This window comes from Kosakonia sp. H7A (assembly GCF_003028445.1).
Lineage (GTDB): Bacteria > Pseudomonadota > Gammaproteobacteria > Enterobacterales > Enterobacteriaceae > Kosakonia > Kosakonia radicincitans.
The window spans coordinates 24572-44518 of record NZ_PYTZ01000008.1 but is presented as its reverse complement, the minus strand read 5'-3'; the positions used below and the strand labels follow the sequence as shown (position 1 = coordinate 44518).

General features: G+C 53.4%; 18 protein-coding genes. 12 read left to right on the top strand and 6 right to left on the bottom strand.

Annotated elements, in window-relative coordinates; genetic code table 11:
* Position 1 precedes the first annotated feature (1 nt).
* From CWM66_RS21720 to CWM66_RS21705, 4 genes are all read left to right on the top strand, one after another.
* Complete coding sequence (locus tag CWM66_RS21720) at positions 2-3166, top strand: efflux RND transporter permease subunit (protein WP_035887757.1); 3165 nt, start codon at positions 2-4, stop codon at positions 3164-3166.
* A gap of 1 nt (position 3167) precedes the next feature.
* Complete coding sequence (locus CWM66_RS21715; protein ID WP_007370473.1) at positions 3168-4604, top strand: efflux transporter outer membrane subunit; 1437 nt, start codon at positions 3168-3170, stop codon at positions 4602-4604.
* 88 nt (positions 4605-4692) lie between these two features.
* Positions 4693-5049: a DUF6515 family protein gene (locus CWM66_RS21710; protein WP_007370472.1), complete on the top strand. Its 357-nt coding sequence runs from the start codon at positions 4693-4695 to the stop codon at positions 5047-5049.
* A gap of 69 nt (positions 5050-5118) precedes the next feature.
* Positions 5119-5700 (top strand): TetR/AcrR family transcriptional regulator, encoded by a 582-nt coding sequence (locus CWM66_RS21705; RefSeq protein ID WP_158262964.1) that lies wholly within the window; start codon positions 5119-5121, stop codon positions 5698-5700.
* Positions 5701-5711: 11 nt separating this feature from the next.
* Here CWM66_RS21705 and CWM66_RS21700 read toward each other — a convergent pair whose 3' ends face one another.
* Positions 5712-6266, bottom strand: coding sequence for a TetR/AcrR family transcriptional regulator (locus CWM66_RS21700; protein ID WP_035887750.1), 555 nt, complete (start codon positions 6264-6266; stop codon positions 5712-5714).
* Positions 6267-6415: 149 nt separating this feature from the next.
* The gene (gene hxlB / locus CWM66_RS21695) at positions 6416-6976 is read right to left on the bottom strand and encodes a 6-phospho-3-hexuloisomerase (RefSeq protein WP_007370469.1); all 561 of its coding nucleotides are present in this window, start codon (positions 6974-6976) and stop codon (positions 6416-6418) included.
* A gap of 494 nt (positions 6977-7470) precedes the next feature.
* Here hxlB and CWM66_RS21690 point away from each other — a divergent pair, with 494 nt between their 5' ends.
* The 4 genes from CWM66_RS21690 (at position 7471) to CWM66_RS21675 (ending at position 13574) form a co-directional block, all read left to right on the top strand.
* Positions 7471-10224, top strand: coding sequence for an inverse autotransporter beta domain-containing protein (locus tag CWM66_RS21690; protein WP_158262963.1), 2754 nt, complete (start codon positions 7471-7473; stop codon positions 10222-10224).
* Positions 10225-10432: 208 nt separating this feature from the next.
* Positions 10433-11062: a YbhB/YbcL family Raf kinase inhibitor-like protein gene (locus CWM66_RS21685; protein ID WP_007370466.1), complete on the top strand. Its 630-nt coding sequence runs from the start codon at positions 10433-10435 to the stop codon at positions 11060-11062.
* A 13-nt stretch (positions 11063-11075) separates the two neighbouring features.
* Complete coding sequence (locus CWM66_RS21680; protein WP_107147278.1) at positions 11076-11954, top strand: AraC family transcriptional regulator; 879 nt, start codon at positions 11076-11078, stop codon at positions 11952-11954.
* Between the two features lie 279 nt (positions 11955-12233).
* Positions 12234-13574: a carbohydrate porin gene (locus CWM66_RS21675; protein WP_107147277.1), complete on the top strand. Its 1341-nt coding sequence runs from the start codon at positions 12234-12236 to the stop codon at positions 13572-13574.
* Between the two features lie 47 nt (positions 13575-13621).
* Here CWM66_RS21675 and CWM66_RS21670 read toward each other — a convergent pair whose 3' ends face one another.
* Complete coding sequence (locus CWM66_RS21670; protein WP_071921318.1) at positions 13622-14065, bottom strand: ester cyclase; 444 nt, start codon at positions 14063-14065, stop codon at positions 13622-13624.
* A 118-nt stretch (positions 14066-14183) separates the two neighbouring features.
* Between CWM66_RS21670 and CWM66_RS21665 the strand changes: the two genes are divergently transcribed.
* From CWM66_RS21665 to CWM66_RS21650, 4 genes are all read left to right on the top strand, one after another.
* On the top strand, positions 14184-15101 hold the full coding sequence (locus CWM66_RS21665; protein WP_107147276.1) for a LysR family transcriptional regulator: 918 nt from the start codon (positions 14184-14186) through the stop codon (positions 15099-15101).
* A gap of 338 nt (positions 15102-15439) precedes the next feature.
* Complete coding sequence (locus CWM66_RS21660; protein ID WP_186298767.1) at positions 15440-15637, top strand: hypothetical protein; 198 nt, start codon at positions 15440-15442, stop codon at positions 15635-15637.
* Positions 15638-15640: 3 nt separating this feature from the next.
* A complete protein-coding gene (locus CWM66_RS21655; protein WP_071921320.1) occupies positions 15641-16567 on the top strand; it encodes an AEC family transporter in 927 nt (308 codons plus the stop codon).
* Positions 16568-16820: 253 nt separating this feature from the next.
* Complete coding sequence (locus CWM66_RS21650) at positions 16821-18086, top strand: MFS transporter (protein WP_107147275.1); 1266 nt, start codon at positions 16821-16823, stop codon at positions 18084-18086.
* A 64-nt stretch (positions 18087-18150) separates the two neighbouring features.
* Here CWM66_RS21650 and CWM66_RS21645 read toward each other — a convergent pair whose 3' ends face one another.
* The 3 genes from CWM66_RS21645 to CWM66_RS21635 all read right to left on the bottom strand — a co-directional run bounded on the left by CWM66_RS21645 (position 18151) and on the right by CWM66_RS21635 (position 19892).
* Complete coding sequence (locus CWM66_RS21645) at positions 18151-18663, bottom strand: GNAT family N-acetyltransferase (protein ID WP_107147274.1); 513 nt, start codon at positions 18661-18663, stop codon at positions 18151-18153.
* 250 nt (positions 18664-18913) lie between these two features.
* Positions 18914-19225 carry a hypothetical protein gene (locus tag CWM66_RS21640; protein ID WP_035887746.1) on the bottom strand — a complete coding sequence of 104 codons (312 nt, stop codon included), beginning with the start codon at positions 19223-19225 and terminating at the stop codon, positions 18914-18916.
* Between the two features lie 124 nt (positions 19226-19349).
* On the bottom strand, positions 19350-19892 hold the full coding sequence (locus CWM66_RS21635; RefSeq protein ID WP_107147273.1) for a GNAT family N-acetyltransferase: 543 nt from the start codon (positions 19890-19892) through the stop codon (positions 19350-19352).
* Positions 19893-19947: the final 55 nt, after the last annotated feature.

Genomic DNA, 19947 nt, shown 5'->3' with positions numbered 1-19947 from the left:
TATGCTGGCTCAGTTTTTCATCCGTCGCCCGGTCTTTGCCTGGGTTATCTCGATCGTCATTATGCTGCTTGGCATTATCAGCATTAATAATCTGCCGATCGCGCAGTACCCCGATGTTGCGCCGCCGCAGGTCAGGATCTCCGCCACCTATACCGGTGCGTCTGCGGAAACCCTGGAAAGCAGCGTAACGCAGGTGATTGAACAGCAGCTGACCGGCCTGGACGGCATGCTCTATTTCTCCTCCTCCAGTACCGCGTCCACGGGCCAGGTCAAAATCACCGTTACCTTCCAGCAGGGTACCGACCCGGATATTGCGCAGGTGCAGGTGCAGAACAAAGTCCAGCAGGCGGAAAGCCGCTTACCGGATGCGGTCACCTCGCAAGGCGTGACCGTGGAGAAAGCGCAAAGCGACTTCCTGCTGGTCATGGCGCTGTATGACAAGACCAACAAAAGTACCTCTTCGGATGTCTCTGACTACCTGGTCAGCAACATGGAAGATGTGCTGGCGCGCGTTAATGGCGTGGGCCGCGTGCAGGTGTTTGGTTCGGAATATGCGATGCGTATCTGGATGGACCCGAACAAGCTGGCCGCTTACTCGCTGATGCCTTCCGATGTGGAAAGCGCGCTGGAAAACCAGAACACCCAGGTCTCATCCGGGCAGTTAGGGGCACAACCGGCCAGCGGCGAGCAGCAACTGGTTGCCACCGTGCGTTCGCGTTCGCGTCTGCAAACGCCGGAACAGTTCCGCAATATTGTGCTGAAAACCAAAACCGATGGTTCCGTTGTCCGCTTAAGCGATGTCGCCCGGGTTGAAATGGGCAGCGAAGATTACAGCGCCAACGTACTGGCCAACGGCCACCCGGCAGCGGGTATCGCCATTCAGTTGGCCTCCGGCGCGAACGCCTTATCCACCGCAGAACGGGTTAAAAACACCGTCGATGAGTTCCGCAGTACCATGCCTGCCGGTTACGCCATTGACTATCCGCTCGACAGCACCGACTTCGTCAAAATTTCCATTGAGGAAGTGGTGAAAACCCTCGCCGAAGCGATCGCCCTTGTGGTGGTGGTGATGTTCCTGTTCCTGCAAAACCTGCGCACCACCTTGATCCCGACGATTGCCGTGCCGGTGGTGCTACTGGGAACCTTCGGCGTGCTGGCGGCCTTCGGCTACTCCATCAACACCCTGACGATGTTCGGGATAGTGCTCGCCATCGGTTTGCTGGTCGATGACGCCATCGTGGTGGTGGAAAACGTCGAGCGTGTGATGCGGGAAGAAGGGCTGCCGCCACGGCAAGCGACAGAAAAATCGATGAAGGAGATCACCGCAGCGCTGATCGGTATCGCCATGGTGCTTTCCGCCGTGTTCCTGCCGATGACCTTCTTCAGCGGTTCCACGGGGGTGATTTACCGCCAGTTCTCCATCACCATCGTCTCGTCAATGGTGCTGTCGGTGATCATCGCGTTAACACTCACCCCTGCCCTGTGCGCCACGCTGCTGAAGCCGCACGATCATGAAAATGCCGGTAAAGGTTTCTTCGGCTGGTTCAACCGCAGCTACGAGAAAATACAGGAGCGTTACCACCAGCGCGTGGCGAAAGTCCTGCATGGTCCGGGCCGTTATCTGGCGCTGTACAGCGTGCTGTTAATCGGCTGCGCAGTGATGTATATGCGCCTGCCGACCGGCTTCCTGCCGACCGAAGACCAGGGTTACATCATGGTGCAGTACACGCTGGCGCCAGGTGCCACGGAAAACCGCACTCTCGAAGTGCGTAAACAGATCCAGAACTACTTCCAGACCAAAGAGAAAGATAACGTCAACGTCAGCATGCTGGTCGATGGCTTCAGCTTTGCGGGTAGCGGGCAGAACGCCGGGGTGGGCTTTATCTCGCTGAAAAACTGGGATCTGCGTAAAGGTACAGAGAACAGCGCCGATGCGATCGCGAAGCGGGCAATGATGAACCTCTCCTCGATCCGTGATGCGCAGATCTTCGTGCTGACGCCGCCGTCGGTTAGCGGCCTGGGCCAGTCGAACGGCTTCACCTTTGAGTTGCAGGCGCGCGGCGGCACCGACCGCGATACGCTGCTGAAACTGCGTAACCAGTTGTTGGCCGAAGCGGCGAAGGATCCGACGCTCTCCAGCGTGCGCCCGAACTCACTGCCGGACTTACCGCAAGTGCAGGTCGATGTGGATGACGTGAAAGCGCAGTCGCTGGGGGTCTCCGTCAGCGATGTCAACAGTACCCTCAGTTCAGCTATCGGCGGAACGTATGTGAATGACTTCTCGGATCGTGGACGGGTGAAAAAAGTCTACATCCAGGGGGATTCAGCCTTCCGCAGCAAGCCGGAGGATATCGATAGCTGGTTCGTTCGCGGTACCGACAGCGATGGCAACAGCACCATGGTGCCGTTCTCGTCGTTCGCTTCTGCGCACTGGATTTATGGCGCGGATGCGCTCTCCCGTTATAACGGCCTCTCTTCCTATGAGATTCAGGGGCAGTCCGCGCCCGGCAGCAGTTCCGGGGAAGCGATGAACACCATGGAGAAACTGGCAAAAGCCCTGCCTGGTGGAGCCACCACCTATGCGTGGAGCGACCTCTCCTACCAGGAGCGCCTGGCCGGGAACCAGGCCATGTCGCTGTATGGTATTTCGCTGATTGTTGTCTTCCTCTGCCTGGCGGCGCTGTATGAAAGCTGGTCAGTGCCCTTCTCGGTCATGATGGTGGTTCCGCTCGGGGTATTTGGTTCCCTGTTAGCCATTACGCTGCGCGGGCTGGAGAACGATGTCTACTTCCAGGTGGCGCTGCTGACCATCATCGGCCTGTCGGCGAAGAACGCGATCCTGATTGTGGAATTCGCCGAGGAAAACTACCGGCGAGGCGAAAACCTGGTGGCGGCGGCGATTCACGCGGCCAGCACGCGTTTACGCCCGATCATCATGACATCGCTGGCGTTCACCGCCGGTGTACTGCCGCTGGCTATCTCAACCGGCGCGGGCGCTAACAGTCGAATCGCCATCGGGACGGGGATTATCGGGGGGACAATCGCCGCCACCTTGTTGGCCATTTTCCTTGTTCCTCTGTTCTTCGTGCTGGTCAGACGCGTATTCCCTTCCGTGCCGGAGGAGTACAAAGCAGTGCGCGAAACGACAGAAAAATCAGGAGAATAAGATGTCAGCAAGACTTTTAGCAGCATGCGTACCGTTTCTGTTAGCGGGCTGTATTTCGCTGGATCCCCACTATGACAGGCCAACCTCGCCGGTCAGTGGCCAGCTTCCTGCCGGGGAGGCCTATGCCTCCCTGAAAGGCACTCAGGGGAATAACTATCGCGATATCGACTGGCAGCAGTACATTCTCGATGACCGCCTGCGCCAGGTAGTGGCGATGGCGCTCGACAGCAGCCGCGACCTGCGGGAAGCAGTCGCCAGCGTGAAATCCGCGCGGGCGCAGTATGGCGAAGAGCGTTCGAACCTCTTCCCGACCATTAACGCGGAGCTGACCGGCACCCGTTCCCGCTCGCTCAACAACACCGGCAGCGGGACGTCTGTCAGTTCCAGCTATGAAGGCGATGCCAGCACCAGCTCGTTTGAGCTGGATCTGTTTGGCAAAAACCAGAGCCTGACGCGCGAGCAGTATGAAACCTGGCTGGGTACCGTCGAAGGGGCGCGCAGTACGCGTCTGACGGTGCTCTACAACACGGTGGATTACTGGCTGACGCTGGCGGCGGATAAAAGCAATCTGACCATTGCGAAAGAGACTGCCGAAAGCGCGCGGCAATCGATGGAAGTCACCCAGGCGCAGCTTCGTCACGGCACTGCGTCAATGGTAGATGTCTCTTCCGCCGCCACAACGTACCATTCGGCGCTCGCCGATGTGGCGAAATACCAGACCAGCGTGGCGCAGGATAAAAACGCCCTCGATCTGGTGGTTGGGCGGGCCGTGCCGGATAACCTGATCCCGGAAAACATTGATGCGGTGGCAAATGCGTTCAAAGAGATCCCGGCGGGCATCTCTTCCGACGTGCTGCTGAATCGTCCGGATGTGCTGGAAGCCGAGCATAATCTGAAATCGGCCAATGCCAGCATTGGGGCAGCGCGGGCGAATTTCTTCCCAAGCATCTCGCTGACCGCCAGCGGCGGCGCGGCAAGCAGCGACCTGTCGTCACTGTTTAAACACGGCGCCGGGGTGTGGTCCTTCTCGCCAAGTATTTCGCTGCCCATCTTCACTGGTGGCTATAACATTTCGCAGTTGAACTACACCAAGGCGCAGAAGGAGTACTACGTAGCGGCCTATGAGAAATCGGTGCAGACGGCCTTCCAGGAAGTGGCCGATGCGCTGGCGCGGCGCGGTACGATTAACGATCAACTCACCGCGCAGAAAAACTATACCAAAGCGGCCGAAGAGTATTACCGGCTGGCGTATCTGCGTTACCGCAATGGTGTGGATACCTGGTTGAACGCGCTTGATGCCCAGCGCACGTTATACACGGCCAGAACCTCGCTGGTCAGCGTGCAGCAGGAGTATTACACCAACCTGATAACGCTGTATAAAGTGATGGGTGGCGGTACAGGGCTGGAAGAGAAAACGGCAGCACTGCAGCAGCGTTAAGACACTGTGTAAGCACCCGGTAGAAGAATGCTCTGCCGGGTGTAAAGAGAGTCTGTTCGATACTTGTGACACACCGGGAAAGGCAACCATGAAAAAACACACCTGCACCTTATTCGTCTTACTGAGTCTTTCATTCAGTACAATAGCGGCACCTTTTGGCGATCCGCACCGCCCAGGCCCCGCGTTGCCGCGCGATAATGCGCCCCTGACCATCTTACCGCCTGCGGCGGAACTGATCGTGATTGGTGGATTAACCTACTACCTGCTGAATGGTCTCTATTATCAAAAACAGGATGGTCGTTATGTGGTGGTCGACAGACCTTCTGGCGGCGCGATGTCGGTGCTGGACTACAACGGCAAACGCTATTACGTAAAAGATGGCCACTATTACCAGCGCAATATCGATGATGAGTACATTGAAGTGCCACGGCCGGCTGGCCTTTAACCTTAATGCTCCTGTGGACAGGCAAAGCGGCCACAGGAGCAATATTTACCCGTCCGCAGGTAACTTATTTTGGCGACAAACAAACAAGAGCAACGCGTAAATGAACGCCGACAAATAATCATTGAAGCGGCAAAAGCCTGTTTCAGCGAGCACGGCTTTCACGGGTGCAGTATGGCCGAGTTATTCAGCCGGTCGGGTTATGGCGCGGGCCAGCTTTATCGTGATTTTCACAGTAAAGAGGCGCTGATTAATGAGGTGGTAAAAAGTGTCGCGGCCCAATGGCGAGCGTTTTTATTTCGCCAGCTACGATCTGATACGACGCTGAGCGATCTTCTTAATATTGAATCCGCTTTCTGGTCCGGCTGGAGTCAGCGCGAACACGCGTTATTACTGGAAAGCTATTCGGAAGCCTCAAGAAATGAACAGGTGCGCAAAATATTAACTGATGAAGAAGAACGAACCATTAGTTATCTTGCCGGAAACGCCGAACTCCTGAATAGAGAAACGCAGCAACCGTTTAGCCGGGCACAAATTCGTCTGCTACTGACTATTATCGATGGCTTTATTTGTCGGGTGGTTTACGATCAGCAACTCAATGAAAATGAGCTGCTGCGTCTTAATACGTTGATTTTTAGCAACCCGAACGCCTGAAGGAGACTAAATTATTTCGCATGCACCAGATTATGCAAAATCGCATTAATCATCTGGCGTAATTCGTCGTCGATGACATAGCCTTTTCTGCCGCACTGCACAATGACGCCATCCAGCAGCATGGTGATGACATAATGGCGGGTACGAATAATCGACTCATCCATTGCCGGGTGTCGCTGTTTCTCGCGCCGAACGATATCATCCTGCAAGGCGTTGTGCGCCTCCGTCACCAGCTTTTTATAGCGCTCGTTGCGGATCGCAGCGGAGGCGATATCCATCAGCATAAAGATATTATCCTGCAAATCCGCCCAGAAAGCAGATTCCTGGAATATATCTAACGGCTGATTCTCATCATGCCGGGGTTTGTCATTTATGTGACTTCGCATATTATTAACAATGTCGGTCACCAGCGCTTCAATGATGCTGTCTTTATTTGCAAAATAGCGATAGATAAGCCCGGCGCTGACATTAGCGCAGGCCGCGATATTTTTAATGGAGGCATTATGAAAGCCTTTTTCTATCATGCAGGTTCTGGCGGCGCGGAGTATAAGTTCGTGACGATTCATTGTCTGGCTCCGAAAATAAATACCATCATATAATGAAATGTTAATATCACCAAGTCAGCTCAAAACAGAATAAAGAATTTACGACCGTCATCACGCAAATAATCGGAAGCGGGAAAATGTATTAACGAAGCGCAACGCGCTCCGTATCATTATTCAAAATCAGCGTGCCGTTTAAACATGCTGTTGCTGGATTCGCCAAGCTGCGCCATCAGTTCAAGAATAATCGCGTCACAGGTAATAAAACAGAGCTGCTCGAAAGCAGAACCCATCGGCTGGGAAAACGCACCTTCAATGCGCGCATTCTCTGTTTTTGCTGTGCCCGGCAAGACCAGTACGCAGTTTGCCATGCGGCCTATGGAAGAGTCGGCGTTCAGGGTAATCAGCGCCACATCCACCCCGCTTTCCACCGCTTTTTGCGCCAGGCTTTTCAGGCTGCCGGTTTCGCCGCTACCGGAACCGATAATCAATAAATCCCCCGGTTTACTGTGCGGCGAAGACATTTCCCCCACCACGCTGACGGAAAAACCAAGGTGCAAAAGCCGGTTGGCGAAACCACGGATAGCAATGCCGCTCCGCCCGGCGCCCTGCAAAAAGATATGGCCCGCTTTTCTGATATGCGCGATAAGCTGCCCGGCTTGCGCGTTATCAATGCTCTGCGCATTTTGCGCCAGTTCATTTAAAATACTGCGGATGTTTTGCTGCACGCCCATTTTCTTTCCTCCTGAAGCCGTTGCCATACCTCAACCAGACACAAGAGCATAGCGGGATCTGCGCAGAAGATAAGCGACAGAGCGTAAAATCTTCCGCTACCGTGATGCCGCTGCGGTTATCTTTTTGCCTCCGCCCAATGAAACAGAGAGGGAAATATCTTCATTAAAAATAGAAAATACGCTTAATCTTTAAAAAAACACGCATCCACAAATACAAAAAACCTCTTCAAAAAAAGTCACCACCTATATTCCAGTCACCAGACAAGAAAAACATATAATAATTTATCGTGATAACACAAAATTATTTATCAGCGATCCACGCCATTTTTAGGATTCTATCTTCTTAATTCAATCCGGAGATGGTGTAAATTCCAGAGCCGTTAGAAAAATAACCGGGAAATAGAGTACAAACTGGATGATTACTGCGCTTTTTACTACCGGGATGAATAATTATTTCTTAGGGACACCTGCCGCAAGGAATGGAGTCATTATTGATGGATATTAAAAAAACCACCTCGGGATTACTGATACTGACGCAGCTATTACCTGTCTGGCATCCGCTGGCACACGCTGCTCTGCCCACTCCCTCTTTAACCACCGACAGCCAAAACAACACGGAAAACCGTTTTTCTGTTGCCACGATGGCCACTGGCGCAGCACTGCAAGCAGATGACCAGTCCGGGGCATTGAAAAACCTGGCGCTGGGCCATTTTTCCGGCGCAGCTAACAGTGAAGTGCAGGCCTGGCTCTCACAGTTCGGCACCGCTCGCGTACAACTGAACGTTGATACCAAAGGGAACCTGGGCAATAGCGCGTTAGATTTCTTGCTGCCACTTTATGATGGCCCGAAGAATATCCTGTTTGCGCAGCTCGGATATCGTGCGCCAGAGGGGCGGCAGACCGGCAACCTGGGGCTCGGATGGCGAACGCTCTACGGCAGCTGGATGTACGGCGCTAATCTGTTCCTGGATAACGACTTCACCGGCAGCAACCGCCGCGCGGGTTTCGGGGCTGAAGCCTGGACCGACTACCTCAAACTCAGCGCGAACAGCTATTTCGGCCTCACGGGCTGGCATCAGTCCAGGGATTTCGCCAATTACGATGAACGCCCGGCGGACGGCTGGGACATTCGCGCCGAAGCCTGGCTGCCTGATTATCCGCAGTTGGGCGGCCGTCTGGTGTATGAGCAGTATCGGGGAAGTCACGTGGCGCTGGTTGATAAGAACAACCGGCAAAATAACCCGCGGGCGATTACAGCAGGGCTGAGCTGGACGCCCGTTCCACTGCTGACAACGGGGGTGGATTATCAGACTGGCAGCGGCATCAGCGATACCCGCTTCTCGCTGATGTTACGTTATCAGCCGGGCGTTTCGCTGCGCGAGCAGCTTAATCCGGATGCGGTTCGTATCATGCGTAGCCTGGCCGGAAGCCGTCACGATCTGGTCGAACGTAACAATGCGATTGTGCTTGATTACCGTAAGCAGGAGATGATTACGCTGGCGTTACCGGCCAGGCAAAGCGGCAATGCCGGCGAAACGATCGCGCTGGACGCCATCGTCACCGCAAAATACGGGGTGAAACGCGTCGAGTGGGATGCGCCAGAGCTGCTGGCCGCTGGCGGTAAAATTAATGTGACGGGCACGACCACGGCCACCGTTGTTCTCCCACCGTGGCAGAGCGGCAACAACACCTGGCCTATTCGCGCCGTGGCCTGGGATAACCAGGACAACAAATCAAACCGTGCCAGCACAGAGGTGACGGTGAACCCGCCGGTCGCCACCATCCAGGGCAGCGATCTTATCGTTACCCGTGATAATGCGCTGGCCGATGGCGCCGCCGCCAACGCCGTGAAGGCAAAAGTGACCGATGGTAACGGCAACCCGCTTGCCGGGCAGACCGTCAATTTTAGCGCCAGTAACGGGGCGAAAATCGTCACGCGCAGCGGAACAACTGACGCAGACGGGGTTGTAGAGACGACGCTGACCAGTACCCTGCCGGGAAGCACCATCGTCACCGCTTCGCTGGCCAGTGGTGCAGCAACGTCAGTAAAAACTACCTTCACGTCGTCAACCAGCGCGATGATGAACAACATGATGGTCACGCGCAATAATGCGCTGGCCGATGGTAATTCTGCCAACGCCGTACAGGTGGAAGTGACCGACGGTAACGGCAATGCCCTTGCCGGAGAAAGCGTGACCTTCACCGCCAACAAGGGCGCGCAGGTTACGACGGTGACCGGAACGACGGGGGCAGACGGGCTGGCCTGGGCCACGCTGACCAATACCGCCGCAGGAACCACGACGGTAACGGCGGCGTTAAGCAATGGCACCACAACGTCGGTGGATACCCACTTTACGCCGGTTATCAGCTATATCGTGAGTAGCATGACCGTCACGCGCAATAATGCGCTGGCCGATGGCAGCGACAAAAACAGCGTGCGAATAGTGGTCACCGACAACAACGGTAAGCCACAGGCTGGACAGAACGTTACCATCACGGCGAATAATGGCGCAGTGGCTTCAGCATCAACCGTGACGACAGACAGCAATGGCGCTGTAACGGTCGACCTGACCAATATTCAGGACGGCCCCAGTACGGTAACGGCAACGCTGGACAACGGCACCCGCCGCCAGGTTGATGTGGAGTTCGAATCCCGTGTGGCGCGGGCGCAGGTTAACCTGATGACCACCAAAGACAATGCATTGAGAGACGGCGTGGATCAGGATGAAGTGGAAGCCACCGTGCTGGATATCAAAGGAAATCCAATCGCTGGCGTTAACATCACTTTTAAAACCCAGGATACGCTCAGCCAGGTGCTGGGCACCCAGGCGACGACCAATGCCAATGGTAAAGCCAGAACAGAAGTGGTATCGCTTGCAGCGATAAAAAATACGGTTATCGCTTCTCTGGATAATGGTAACGAAGCGACAAGTCCGGTGAATTTCCTCATGCTGCAAAGCATGTTCAGGATGATCACGGATTATTCTCCGGCTAACGGCGTGGATCAGAACGTCTTCGCGGTGAAGTTGATTCGCCCCGATAACGGGCAACCTGTCGCCGGTCAGACGCTAACCCTGAGCACAACGGATCCGATGACCTTGTCGACAACCCAGACCACGACGGATGCTAACGGAACGGCAACCATCAGCGCGACCAGTACGGTTGCTTCCGGTACAGCGGGCTTCAGCGTCCGGGTCAGCAATGTTGCCTGTTGCAGCATCACTTATGACGGTATTCACTTCAACTAACCGCAGCGCATCCGATAAGGGCGGAAATCGCCTTACCGGTTAACGCTCCTCCTGGTGACGGACAACATGGCGTTTGTCCGTCACTTTTTTGCGCCTGATACTGTCATTTTGACCGGATATGGACGCCAATTGACTGGATATGTTGCTGTCTGAAATCCGCCACGGGGTAACATATCGCTTTCCCGCGACGTGAGATAAGGATGCAGAGATGAAACTGTTCAGCCAGAACTTCAGTAATGGTGATGTTATTCCCGGAAAAAACGCCTTCGCCGTGCCCGCCAGCGAGGGGCATATTACGTTGTCGCAGAATGCCAGCCCGCATCTTGCCTGGGATCAGATCCCACCAGGGACGAAATCACTGGCATTGCTATGCCACGATCCGGATGTTCCTTCCCGCGGCGATGATGTTAATCAGGAGGGGCGCGTGGTTTCCAGCACGCTGCCACGCATCGATTTTTATCACTGGGTTTTGCTGGATATTCCCGTCACGCAGCAGGAACTGGCAGAATCGGCTTTCTCTTCCGGCGTGACGCCAAAAGGAAAAACGCTCGCCAGCTTGCCAACAGGTTATCGCCACGGCATAAACGACTATTCGCTGTGGTTTGCCAGCGATGCGCAGATGAGCGGCGACTATTATGGCTACGATGGCCCGTGCCCGCCGTGGAATGATGAAATCGTCCATCGTTACGTGTTTACGCTGTATGCGCTGGATGTGGCCAGCCTGCCGGTTGATGGCGCATTGACAGGACAAAATGTCCGTAAAGCCATAGAATCGGTGAATGTCCTGGCGCAAGCTGAATTGACCGGACTCTACTCGCTTAACCCGACGGTTCGTTAATCAAGGTTCCACTATGCTTCAGCCCCCGATGGTAGAAAAAGAATCACATGAGCTGCTGAATATCCAGCCCGCCGGGGGCAGCTTCTTTTCCGCACCGCGTTTAATCCATCGGGATAATCTCTGTTCACTCTCCCGACCGCTGCTGCGCAATAGCCAGAGCACAAAGGATTTTTATTTTCCGCAGGCCACCCTGATTATTATTTTGTCAGGTTCGCTGGTTCTGCATACAGGTCATTCAGCGCAAATTCTGACGCCATCAACGCGCGCATGTCTTATCGCACAAGATACCTGTATCGATATTGAAAAATATCCTGACGGTGATGGTCAGCCTTTCCAGTCATTATTTCTGACGATCTCAGCAAACGTTATTCGCGAGTTTGCCAAACGCTATACCGACGTTATTTCCCGCACCAGTTCTGTTACTGAAATCGCCGTTATTCCGTTGAAGAAAGCACTTATCGATTCGCTTTTTACTTTACAGGCGAGCCTAAACCGACCGGAACTTGATGATAACCGCCTGACGTTACGGCTGCTGGATCTGCTGTTGGTGCTGGCGGAGCACGGCCACTGTTTTTTACCGCTGGCGAAACGCTCTGTCACCCTGCAACTCCGGGAATTATTGCAAAAAGCGCCGGAGCAACACTGGACGGTGAAAGAGGCGGGAAAACGGCTGGCGATGAGTGAATCAACATTAAGACGCCGACTGTCGGATGAACATTCCCGCTTCGAAACACTGCTGCTGGAAACACGTATGATGCATGCGATGTTCCTGCTGCAAACCACCTCCTTCACCCTGCAATGGGTCGCAGAACAGTGCGGCTATCTCTCTTATGCACGATTTGCGGAGCAGTTTAAAAAACGCTTTTCGACGCCGCCTTCCCGGGTCCGCTAACGTTTTTTTTCACCCACGCGAATTATTTGTAAGAGATATACCGGGCAGAAAGGCGCTTTATTCCTCTTTTTTTGCCGCCGGGTTGAGGGTTATTTCGGCACGGCTTACGCAAAGTCATTCACTAAAAATAGCAAATGAAAATACTGTGAAGCTAATTTTGTGCTGACGATCATATTTTTTTGGCAAGATAATTTTACTCGCACAAATTTATAAAACTCAGAATTTGCAGTTATTACACTCAAAATTCCGAACAACTCCCCTTGCCTAAGAACAAACATTATGAAATATATAAAAACAGTGGTGAAACAACCTGTAATATCTGCTTTAGCCGGAGCCTTATTCCTTTGTCTGCAACCCAGCCTTGCCCATGCGGCGGACGCCTTCAGCGCCGATTCCCCGTGGATGTTTGGTGACTGGGGCGGAACCCGCACCGAGCTACAGAAAGAGGGTGTCGATTTCCAGGTGAATTACACCATGGAAGCCGCATCAAACCTGGCTGGCGGCTATAACACCTCAACGACGGCGCGCTACAGCGATCAGCAGGTGTTCGGCGTTAATCTCGATCTGCAAAAACTGCTCAACTGGCAGGATGCCGAGTTCCAGTTAACCATCACTAACCGTGACGGGCAGAATGTCGCCGATCAAGTGGCCGATCCGCGTACCGGCATGCTCTCTTCCCCGCAGGAAGTGTACGGCCGCGGGCAGACCTGGCGTCTGACACAGTTCTGGCTACGTAAAGGCTTCTTTGACGATGTGCTGGATGTGAAAGCCGGGCGTGTGACCGTAGGCGAAGATTTCGATAATTTCGACAGTAAGTTCCAGAACCTGGCGTTCGGCAGCGGCCAGGCGGGTAACTGGCGCGGCGATCACTGGTACAACTGGCCGGTTTCCCAGTGGGGCGGTCGCGTGCGTATTAACTTCACGCCGGAAGTCTTTATGCAGGTCGGTTTCTACAACCAGAACCCGTATAACTATGATCGCGGTGACGGTTTCCGTTTTGAATTCAACCCGACCGAAGGTAACCTGGTTCCGGTAGAACTGGGCTGGAAACCGCTGCTCGGCGCGGACAAACTGCCGGGGAATTATCGTCTTGGTTACTACTACTCCTCGACCAACGATAATGTTTACGGCTCATGGCGCGATGGCAGTTATCAGGATACCGCCCACTCTTACGGCGGCTATATCCTCGCCCAGCAACAACTGACCGCGCAGGGCGGCTCCAGCGATCGCGGTATTACGCTGACCGTTCAGGCGGTGATGAACGATCACAAAACGTCAAAAACCGACAACTATCAGTCGATTGCGCTGACGTGGAAAGGGCCGTTTGACGCGCGTCCGCAGGATGAAATTGGTATCGGCGCAGGCCGTATCCATATCAACTCCTCCTACACCCGCCTGCTGGACGACGAGAACCGCTTCAACGGTGAGACGGACTACAACAGCCTGGCCTATCTGCCGATTCAGGACGGTTCCGAGTACGACTACGAAATCTATTACAACATTCAGGCGACGAAATGGCTGCAAATTCGCCCGAACCTGCAATACATTTCCGCACCGGGCGCAGTCAGCCAGGTTGATGACGCCTTTGTCGGCGGCGTGACGGCGAACATCAACTTCTGATCCCCATAAAAGCAAAAATCCACGCTACGGCGTGGATTTTTTTGCGCTTAAGGCAGAGAAGGCGTCTTGCCCAACTGCATAAACAGCCCGAGCCAGTCTTCCATATGCCAGGTTTTTGTCACGCGCTCACCGTTAAGTTCGTGCATCTCATGCAAACGGATGCGCACAAATTTCCCCGTCGCTTCCATCCCCATAAACGTTCCCTGATGCGTCCCGGTAATCTCCGCGCGAACGGCAATCTTACCGGGAAGCTGCATCAGATCCTGAATGACAATCTGCACATCGGGAAAAGCCGCGATAAAGCTTCTGATGATGGGTTTTAGCCCTTGCGGCCCGGCTGCCTGGCCGGGAGCCAGCGGAATATCCTGCCAGTCTGGCGTCACCGCTTCATCGAGCAGATCCGGGTTTTGCAGGCTAAACGCCTGATAGATTTTTTCTACGGCCTCGCGCTCGCGCACAAGACGATTCGCTATTTCATTATGGTCTGACATCACTACCTACCTCGCAGGCTGACGGTTTTGCATTGGTTTATTTGCCGTACGCCGCTAGTATCACATTCGCGATATCAATAAATAAAACAAATATAAGATATAGAGGAGTATCCGTTTTATGGATTTTAGAGGGCTTGATCTGAATCTTCTCGTCGCCTTTAACGCGCTGATGGAAGAGCAGAATGTCACCCGCGCTGCCGGTAAGGCGTCAGTCAGCCAGCCAGCAATGAGCGCCGCGCTTGCACGTCTGCGTAGCCATTTTGCCGATCCGCTGTTTATTCGCAGCGCCAGCGGATTACTGCCCACGGCGAGAGCGAAAGAGATCCATGTGCATGTCGGCCGCGCGCTGGACGAAATAACCCACCTGCTGGCACCGGAAGAGGCGTTCAGCCCGCAGAATCGAAGCATGGCCTTCACACTTGGCATGTCGGAATACCCGCTGATGGTGTTCATGCCGACGATTATGCGCGCGGTCAGCCAGCAGGCGCCGGACGTAACGATCCATGTGCGCACCTTTGTCGATCGCGATCAGTCCGTGGCGATGCTTGATAGCGGCGAGGTCGATCTGGTCATCGGTATCGTGCCAACCCAGGCGGAAAAACGCATCCTGTCGCAGCCTTTGATCCGCGATGAGTTTGTCACTCTCGTACGTCGCGACAGCGATGCCGCCCGTGACGGCATGACGCTGGAACGCTATCTCGCCATGAAGCACATTCTGGTCTCGCCCGAAGGCAATCACTACGGCCTGGTGGATGAGCAGCTCCGCAAGCAGGGGCTCAGCAGAATGGTGCGCCTGACGCTGCCCACGATGTCGGCCGTCTCGCGGATTATTGCGCAGACCAGCTATGTTGCGACCGTGCTTCGGCGCAGCGTGCTGGCGGATGAAGCCAATGACAATGTTGTACTGCTCAAGCCGCCGCTGGCACTGCCGGAGATTGCGTTTCACCTGCTGTGGCACCGCCGCTCGGATGGCGGTAACGCGCACCAATGGCTGCGGAAATTAATCCATGCGCAATTCAGCACGTACGCTGAATGAATTGCCGCCGGTCACAACATATCCCATAACGGCTGGCGCAGAAGAGATTCTCTGCGCTGCAACATCTACCACACGAGTTGAGCAACAGGAATAAAAACGCTCGCCCGAGAAAATCATCGTCTGTCACCATAAGACAAAACGCATTATTTATATTTCTTGTGATAACAACTGATATTTATTTTCGGGATTTTAATTTCTGATATTCAGCAAAGCAGTAACAGCAATGCTGGCAGGCAATAATATCAGATTTACTCTGATATATAATCAAAAGATATATAAAGGCAAAAATTATCATTTAAAAGCAAGTCAAAAAACTGTCATAAAAAATACACACTCACTTGCTCGCAACTCTGGCGCTGCTTCGTCCTGCAGCATTAAGTATTGAAGGTCTTATCGCCGCTCCCGTGGCCTTATTTATCTACCGGGCGGTGGGGAATTTACTCTTCCGCCGGGCAAGCGCGCCGCTTTATGAACGTCTGCTGACAGGTTTTATTGCCATTTACGGTCTGCTGGTACTGACGAAAGGATACATTTGAGAAATGATGACGACGCTGTCTTCGCTTGCACCGGTGATGTTCCTGATTGTTATGGGATTTGTACTGCGGGCCAAAAACCTGCTTGATCATCAGTTCTGGTTGCCCTGCGAAAAGCTCAACTATTTCTGGCTGTTTCCGGCGCTGATGTTTTCTCAGGTGGCGACGGCGAGCCTGAATGATTTTCCGGTCAGGCCAATAGCATGGTCGATTCTGGGCGCCGTGGCGATTGGCGCAGTGTCACTCTGGTTGTGGCGAATATGGCGAAGCCAGCCGGGAACCGTCTTTTCTTCCGTTATTCAGGGCGCGCTGCGCCCTAACACCTATATTGGCGTTGCGGCGGCGGCGGCCACTTACGGCACTACCGGGTTGACGGTCACGTCTATCAGTATCGCGGTGGCAATTCCCCTGCTGAATGTCGCGTCTATCATCATCCTGATGCATTACGGGCAGGGCAAAAGGCCTGGCGTATGGCAGATAGTCAGAGCACTGGTACGTAACCCGGTGATTATCTCAGTGGTCGCGGGGCTGGCGTTTAATGTCAGTACGCTCAAACTTCCGGATATGATCGGCAATATTCTGCATATTCTCGGCGGCGCATCGCTGCCGCTGGGCTTGCTGGCGGTTGGCGCAGGGCTCGATCTTAAAGCTGCGCGCTCGGCGCACGGGCCGGTATTACAGTCGTCGTTTGTGAAATTATTACTGGTACCGCTTATCACGCTGTTTATTGGCGTTGAATTGGGTATTTCCGGGCCGGTACTGGCCACCGTCGTCCTGTTTAATGCCCTGCCCTGTACGCCTTCCGCCTATATCATGACCAAACTTCTCGGCGGCGATCATCGGCTTTCTGCCGGGATTATCTCCGTGCAAACGGTGCTGGCGGCGGTGACCATTCCCTTTATTCTGATGCTGACCCAACTGTCACCGAACTGAGGGATAAATCCGCTTCATATCTGGCCCAGATCTCTTCCTGCCACCGGGTAGAATTAAAACGTGCACAGATTCCGCCGGTTTTCCCTCTGCGTCATTCCACAATAAATAGAATGAAATTAGCGGCTGAATAGCTATCAGCAAATAAAATCGCCCGTTAAAAACCGGGATTGCTTATGCAAAACAAACATAACAACACGCTGTTTTCCCTGCCCGGTTTAGTGTGAATATAGCCATTAATAGCGCAGGAGGAAGAATGAGCGTGGATTCAGGTTCCATTGAGAAAGAAAGTTCGCCGACCGTCGAGAAACCGCAGAGCCGCAAAGTGCTGGGTGCAACCGGCCTTGCTCACCTTTTCCATGATGGTGCGACGGATATGCACTATGTGCTTTTTGCCCTCTGGCAGCAGCAATTTGGGCTTTCAATGGCGCAGATCGGTTTACTGAAGATGCTGTTTTCTGGTGCGATGTCGGCGTTTCAGATCCCATCGGGAGAACTGGGCAGAAAATACGGCGAGCGGAAAGTGTTAATCGGCGGCACGCTGCTTTTAACCGTCGCGCTGCTGCTGTATGGAACGTCAGAAACGCTGATACAGCTCATGATATTGATTGTGATCGGCGGCCTTGGCGCCAGCGTTCAACATCCGCTCTCCTCCAGCTTTATTACGCGGTTTTATCCCCCTCAGCGCGCCCGTATCGCACTCAGCACCTACAACTTTTTCGGCGATGTGGGTAAAGGGATCATCCCCAGTGCGCTTTCTGCCTGCCTGTTGGTTATCACGTGGGGAACCGCACTGCAGTTGATTGCGCTTTTGGGTTTCCTCGTTACTCTCGGTCTCTATGTGTTACTGCCTGCGGATGGCAAAAAAACGCCCCAGGTGGCTACGCTGGCGGGCAAAGAGGCGACACAGCAGAAGCAACAGGCCTCCTCCTGCGTAAAACTTCCCGAGCCGCTTCGTAAACGTGCTTTCACTGCGCTGTGCGTGATTGGCAGTATCGACAACGCCACGCGTACCGGCACGCTGACGTTCCTTCCCTTTTTAATGGCCGCAAGGGGAGCTTCTGCAACGCAAATTGGCTTTGCGCTGACCTTAATTTTTATTGGCGGGGCATTTGGCAAACTGGTTTGCGGGGTGCTGGCAACAAAACTCGGCGTAATTAAAACCGTCGCAGCCAGTGAGATCATTACGTCGGCCATTGTACTGGGAATGACGGTTGCCCCTTTACAGGTAAGCTGGCTGCTGTTGGTTCCGCTGGGTATCGCGCTGAACGGAACGTCGTCCATTCTGTATGGCAGCGTAGCCGAACTCGCCAGACCGCATCAGCAAACCCGCGCATTTGCTATTTTCTATACCGCATCGTTGGGATGTGGCGCGCTTATGCCGCTTATCTATGGCCTGGCGGGTGATGCGATTGGGGTGAAACAGACATTAATCGTTGTTGCACTGCTGGTACTTTGCATATTGCCTTTGCTCATTCCCGTCAGGAGCGCGACAAAAATGACCGGACATCCGCCGCGCTAATGAAAGCCATCGAGAGATACGCTGAGAGCAGGAAGAAAGCGCAATCGGGTATAGAAAAGGTGACTCAATACACCAATTGCATAGCAACCCGGCGCAGCGGTGCCAGCCCGGAGATCGTTTCTGCTGCCAGTAAGTCTTTTAGCCGTGGCGAGAGGGCCTCTTCTTGCACAATTTCGAACCCCAAAGAGGCATAAAAAGGGGCGTTAAAGGGAGCATAACGATCGGTCGTCAACGAAGCGCCGGTTAAACCGTGAGCCTTACCTTCAGCCAGAAGCGCATTTATCAGCCGTCGGCCAATTCCCTGCCGCTGCCAGTCTGGATGCACATCTGCTTCGGCGATATGCAGCCAGTTCGCCGTAATATAAGCCCCGGCGAAACCAACCGGGATCTCCTCTGCTGCGAATGCCGCGAAGAGAATTCCTTCCTTGCTCAACCTGCTGAAATCATCCAGGCTGCCCGCAACCGGCTCACCTGTCACCGCGCCGGTGACACGCAATGTTTCAAACGAGGCGAGTTCAATCGCCCTTAATGCCGCCAGATGCTCGCTCTGTGCCGGTTTGATAGTGATATCTGTCATCGGGTTATCCTTATGAACATGGCAGGTAATGTTGTCGTCTCCTTTCAGTGATGGAGACTTAAGCGTCGCCACGTAGAATCTTGCGACCTCTCCAGGCCGACCGGTTTCAACACGGTGCTTGCCCTTTCCTGACTTACCGGCAGACAGGCGATAAAAATAAGTCGCGCTGCCGGATACGCTGTGTCTTCGGATGCGGAGCCATTCGGATTTTATAGCAAATGGGTAACTGACCGGTGGCCCGCAAACAAGGTTAAAGCGGTGAAATGGCTTCCACGTCATGCTGGAAAACGTAAGGGTCGGAAAGCAGCTCAAATTCTTCATCATCCGGATAAGTTACCGCCACATGATAGTTTTCTCCGGCAAACTCCCGCACCGACTGCAGATCCTGCCAGTAAGTGGCCAGAAAGAAATGCGCCCACTCTCCCTGCACTTCCATGCGCACGAACGCGCCTCGATTACCCTCTATGCTCCTTGCGTGCTCGACTCCGGTTTTCTCAAGGTGTTTCGCGAAACCTTCTGCATGTTTAAGTGGAACACAGCCGTGCCAGGTTCTTACAATCATGAGCTTTCCTCTCTTTATGCTAAAAATATAACGCGAAGACCGGTTAGTTCCGAAGAACAGTAATTTAACGTGATCGCCAACAGGTCATTTTGGTAAGCGACATGAGTGTATATTGTTGGGGGAATCACTCTGGAAATACAAATGAGTTCAGGACATGATCCTGCCAGACACCGTTTATTTTCAAATAGGATTCGGCATATCCCTCTTTTACAAACCCCAAACGTCTTAATGTATTGCTACTGCGTTCGTTATCCGGGAGATGATTGGCCATTATCCTGTGCATGCCATAGTTTTCACGCACATAACGAAGAGACTTCTCAAGGGATTCATGCATTAAGCCTTTACCCTGACAATCATGATCCAGTGAAAAACCTAAGTAGCATGCCTGAAAAACACCAAAGATGAAATTAGTGAAGTTAATACTGGCGATAATGCGATCTTCATTTTTTAACGTCACTACAAGGTTCAGACACTTTCTATTCTCGTAATCGTTTAGTGAGTTTATTATTCTTTGCGATATATTTTCGAGTGTAAAATAGCCTTCATCACGTAATGGTTCGAACGGCGCTAAATGGGACTTGTTATTAAGCAGATAACGCTGAAAACTTTCTGCAAGATCGGTGACAAGCAAATGCACATCAGTTCGCTCGGTAGAAAATAACTTCATAATTTATCCATACACGAAAAGGTGGGAGGGAATAGTATTAACAAAAATAACGGGA

Bases quoted from the DNA above. Each gene is read 5' to 3' on its own strand.
- CWM66_RS21700 (WP_035887750.1), bottom strand. From the start codon at position 6,266: ATGAATCGTCACGAACTTATACTCCGCGCCGCCAGAACCTGCATGATA.
- CWM66_RS21635 (WP_107147273.1), bottom strand. From the start codon at position 19,892: ATGAAGTTATTTTCTACCGAGCGAACTGATGTGCATTTGCTTGTCACC.
- CWM66_RS21685 (WP_007370466.1), top strand. From the start codon at position 10,433: ATGAAACTGTTCAGCCAGAACTTCAGTAATGGTGATGTTATTCCCGGA.
- CWM66_RS21720 (WP_035887757.1), top strand. From the start codon at position 2: ATGCTGGCTCAGTTTTTCATCCGTCGCCCGGTCTTTGCCTGGGTTATC.
- CWM66_RS21640 (WP_035887746.1), bottom strand. From the start codon at position 19,225: ATGATTGTAAGAACCTGGCACGGCTGTGTTCCACTTAAACATGCAGAA.
- CWM66_RS21655 (WP_071921320.1), top strand. From the start codon at position 15,641: ATGATGACGACGCTGTCTTCGCTTGCACCGGTGATGTTCCTGATTGTT.
- CWM66_RS21680 (WP_107147278.1), top strand. From the start codon at position 11,076: ATGCTTCAGCCCCCGATGGTAGAAAAAGAATCACATGAGCTGCTGAAT.
- CWM66_RS21665 (WP_107147276.1), top strand. From the start codon at position 14,184: ATGGATTTTAGAGGGCTTGATCTGAATCTTCTCGTCGCCTTTAACGCG.
- CWM66_RS21645 (WP_107147274.1), bottom strand. From the start codon at position 18,663: ATGACAGATATCACTATCAAACCGGCACAGAGCGAGCATCTGGCGGCA.
- CWM66_RS21715 (WP_007370473.1), top strand. From the start codon at position 3,168: ATGTCAGCAAGACTTTTAGCAGCATGCGTACCGTTTCTGTTAGCGGGC.
- CWM66_RS21675 (WP_107147277.1), top strand. From the start codon at position 12,234: ATGAAATATATAAAAACAGTGGTGAAACAACCTGTAATATCTGCTTTA.
- CWM66_RS21650 (WP_107147275.1), top strand. From the start codon at position 16,821: ATGAGCGTGGATTCAGGTTCCATTGAGAAAGAAAGTTCGCCGACCGTC.
- CWM66_RS21670 (WP_071921318.1), bottom strand. From the start codon at position 14,065: ATGTCAGACCATAATGAAATAGCGAATCGTCTTGTGCGCGAGCGCGAG.
- hxlB (WP_007370469.1), bottom strand. From the start codon at position 6,976: ATGGGCGTGCAGCAAAACATCCGCAGTATTTTAAATGAACTGGCGCAA.
- CWM66_RS21710 (WP_007370472.1), top strand. From the start codon at position 4,693: ATGAAAAAACACACCTGCACCTTATTCGTCTTACTGAGTCTTTCATTC.
- CWM66_RS21690 (WP_158262963.1), top strand. From the start codon at position 7,471: ATGGATATTAAAAAAACCACCTCGGGATTACTGATACTGACGCAGCTA.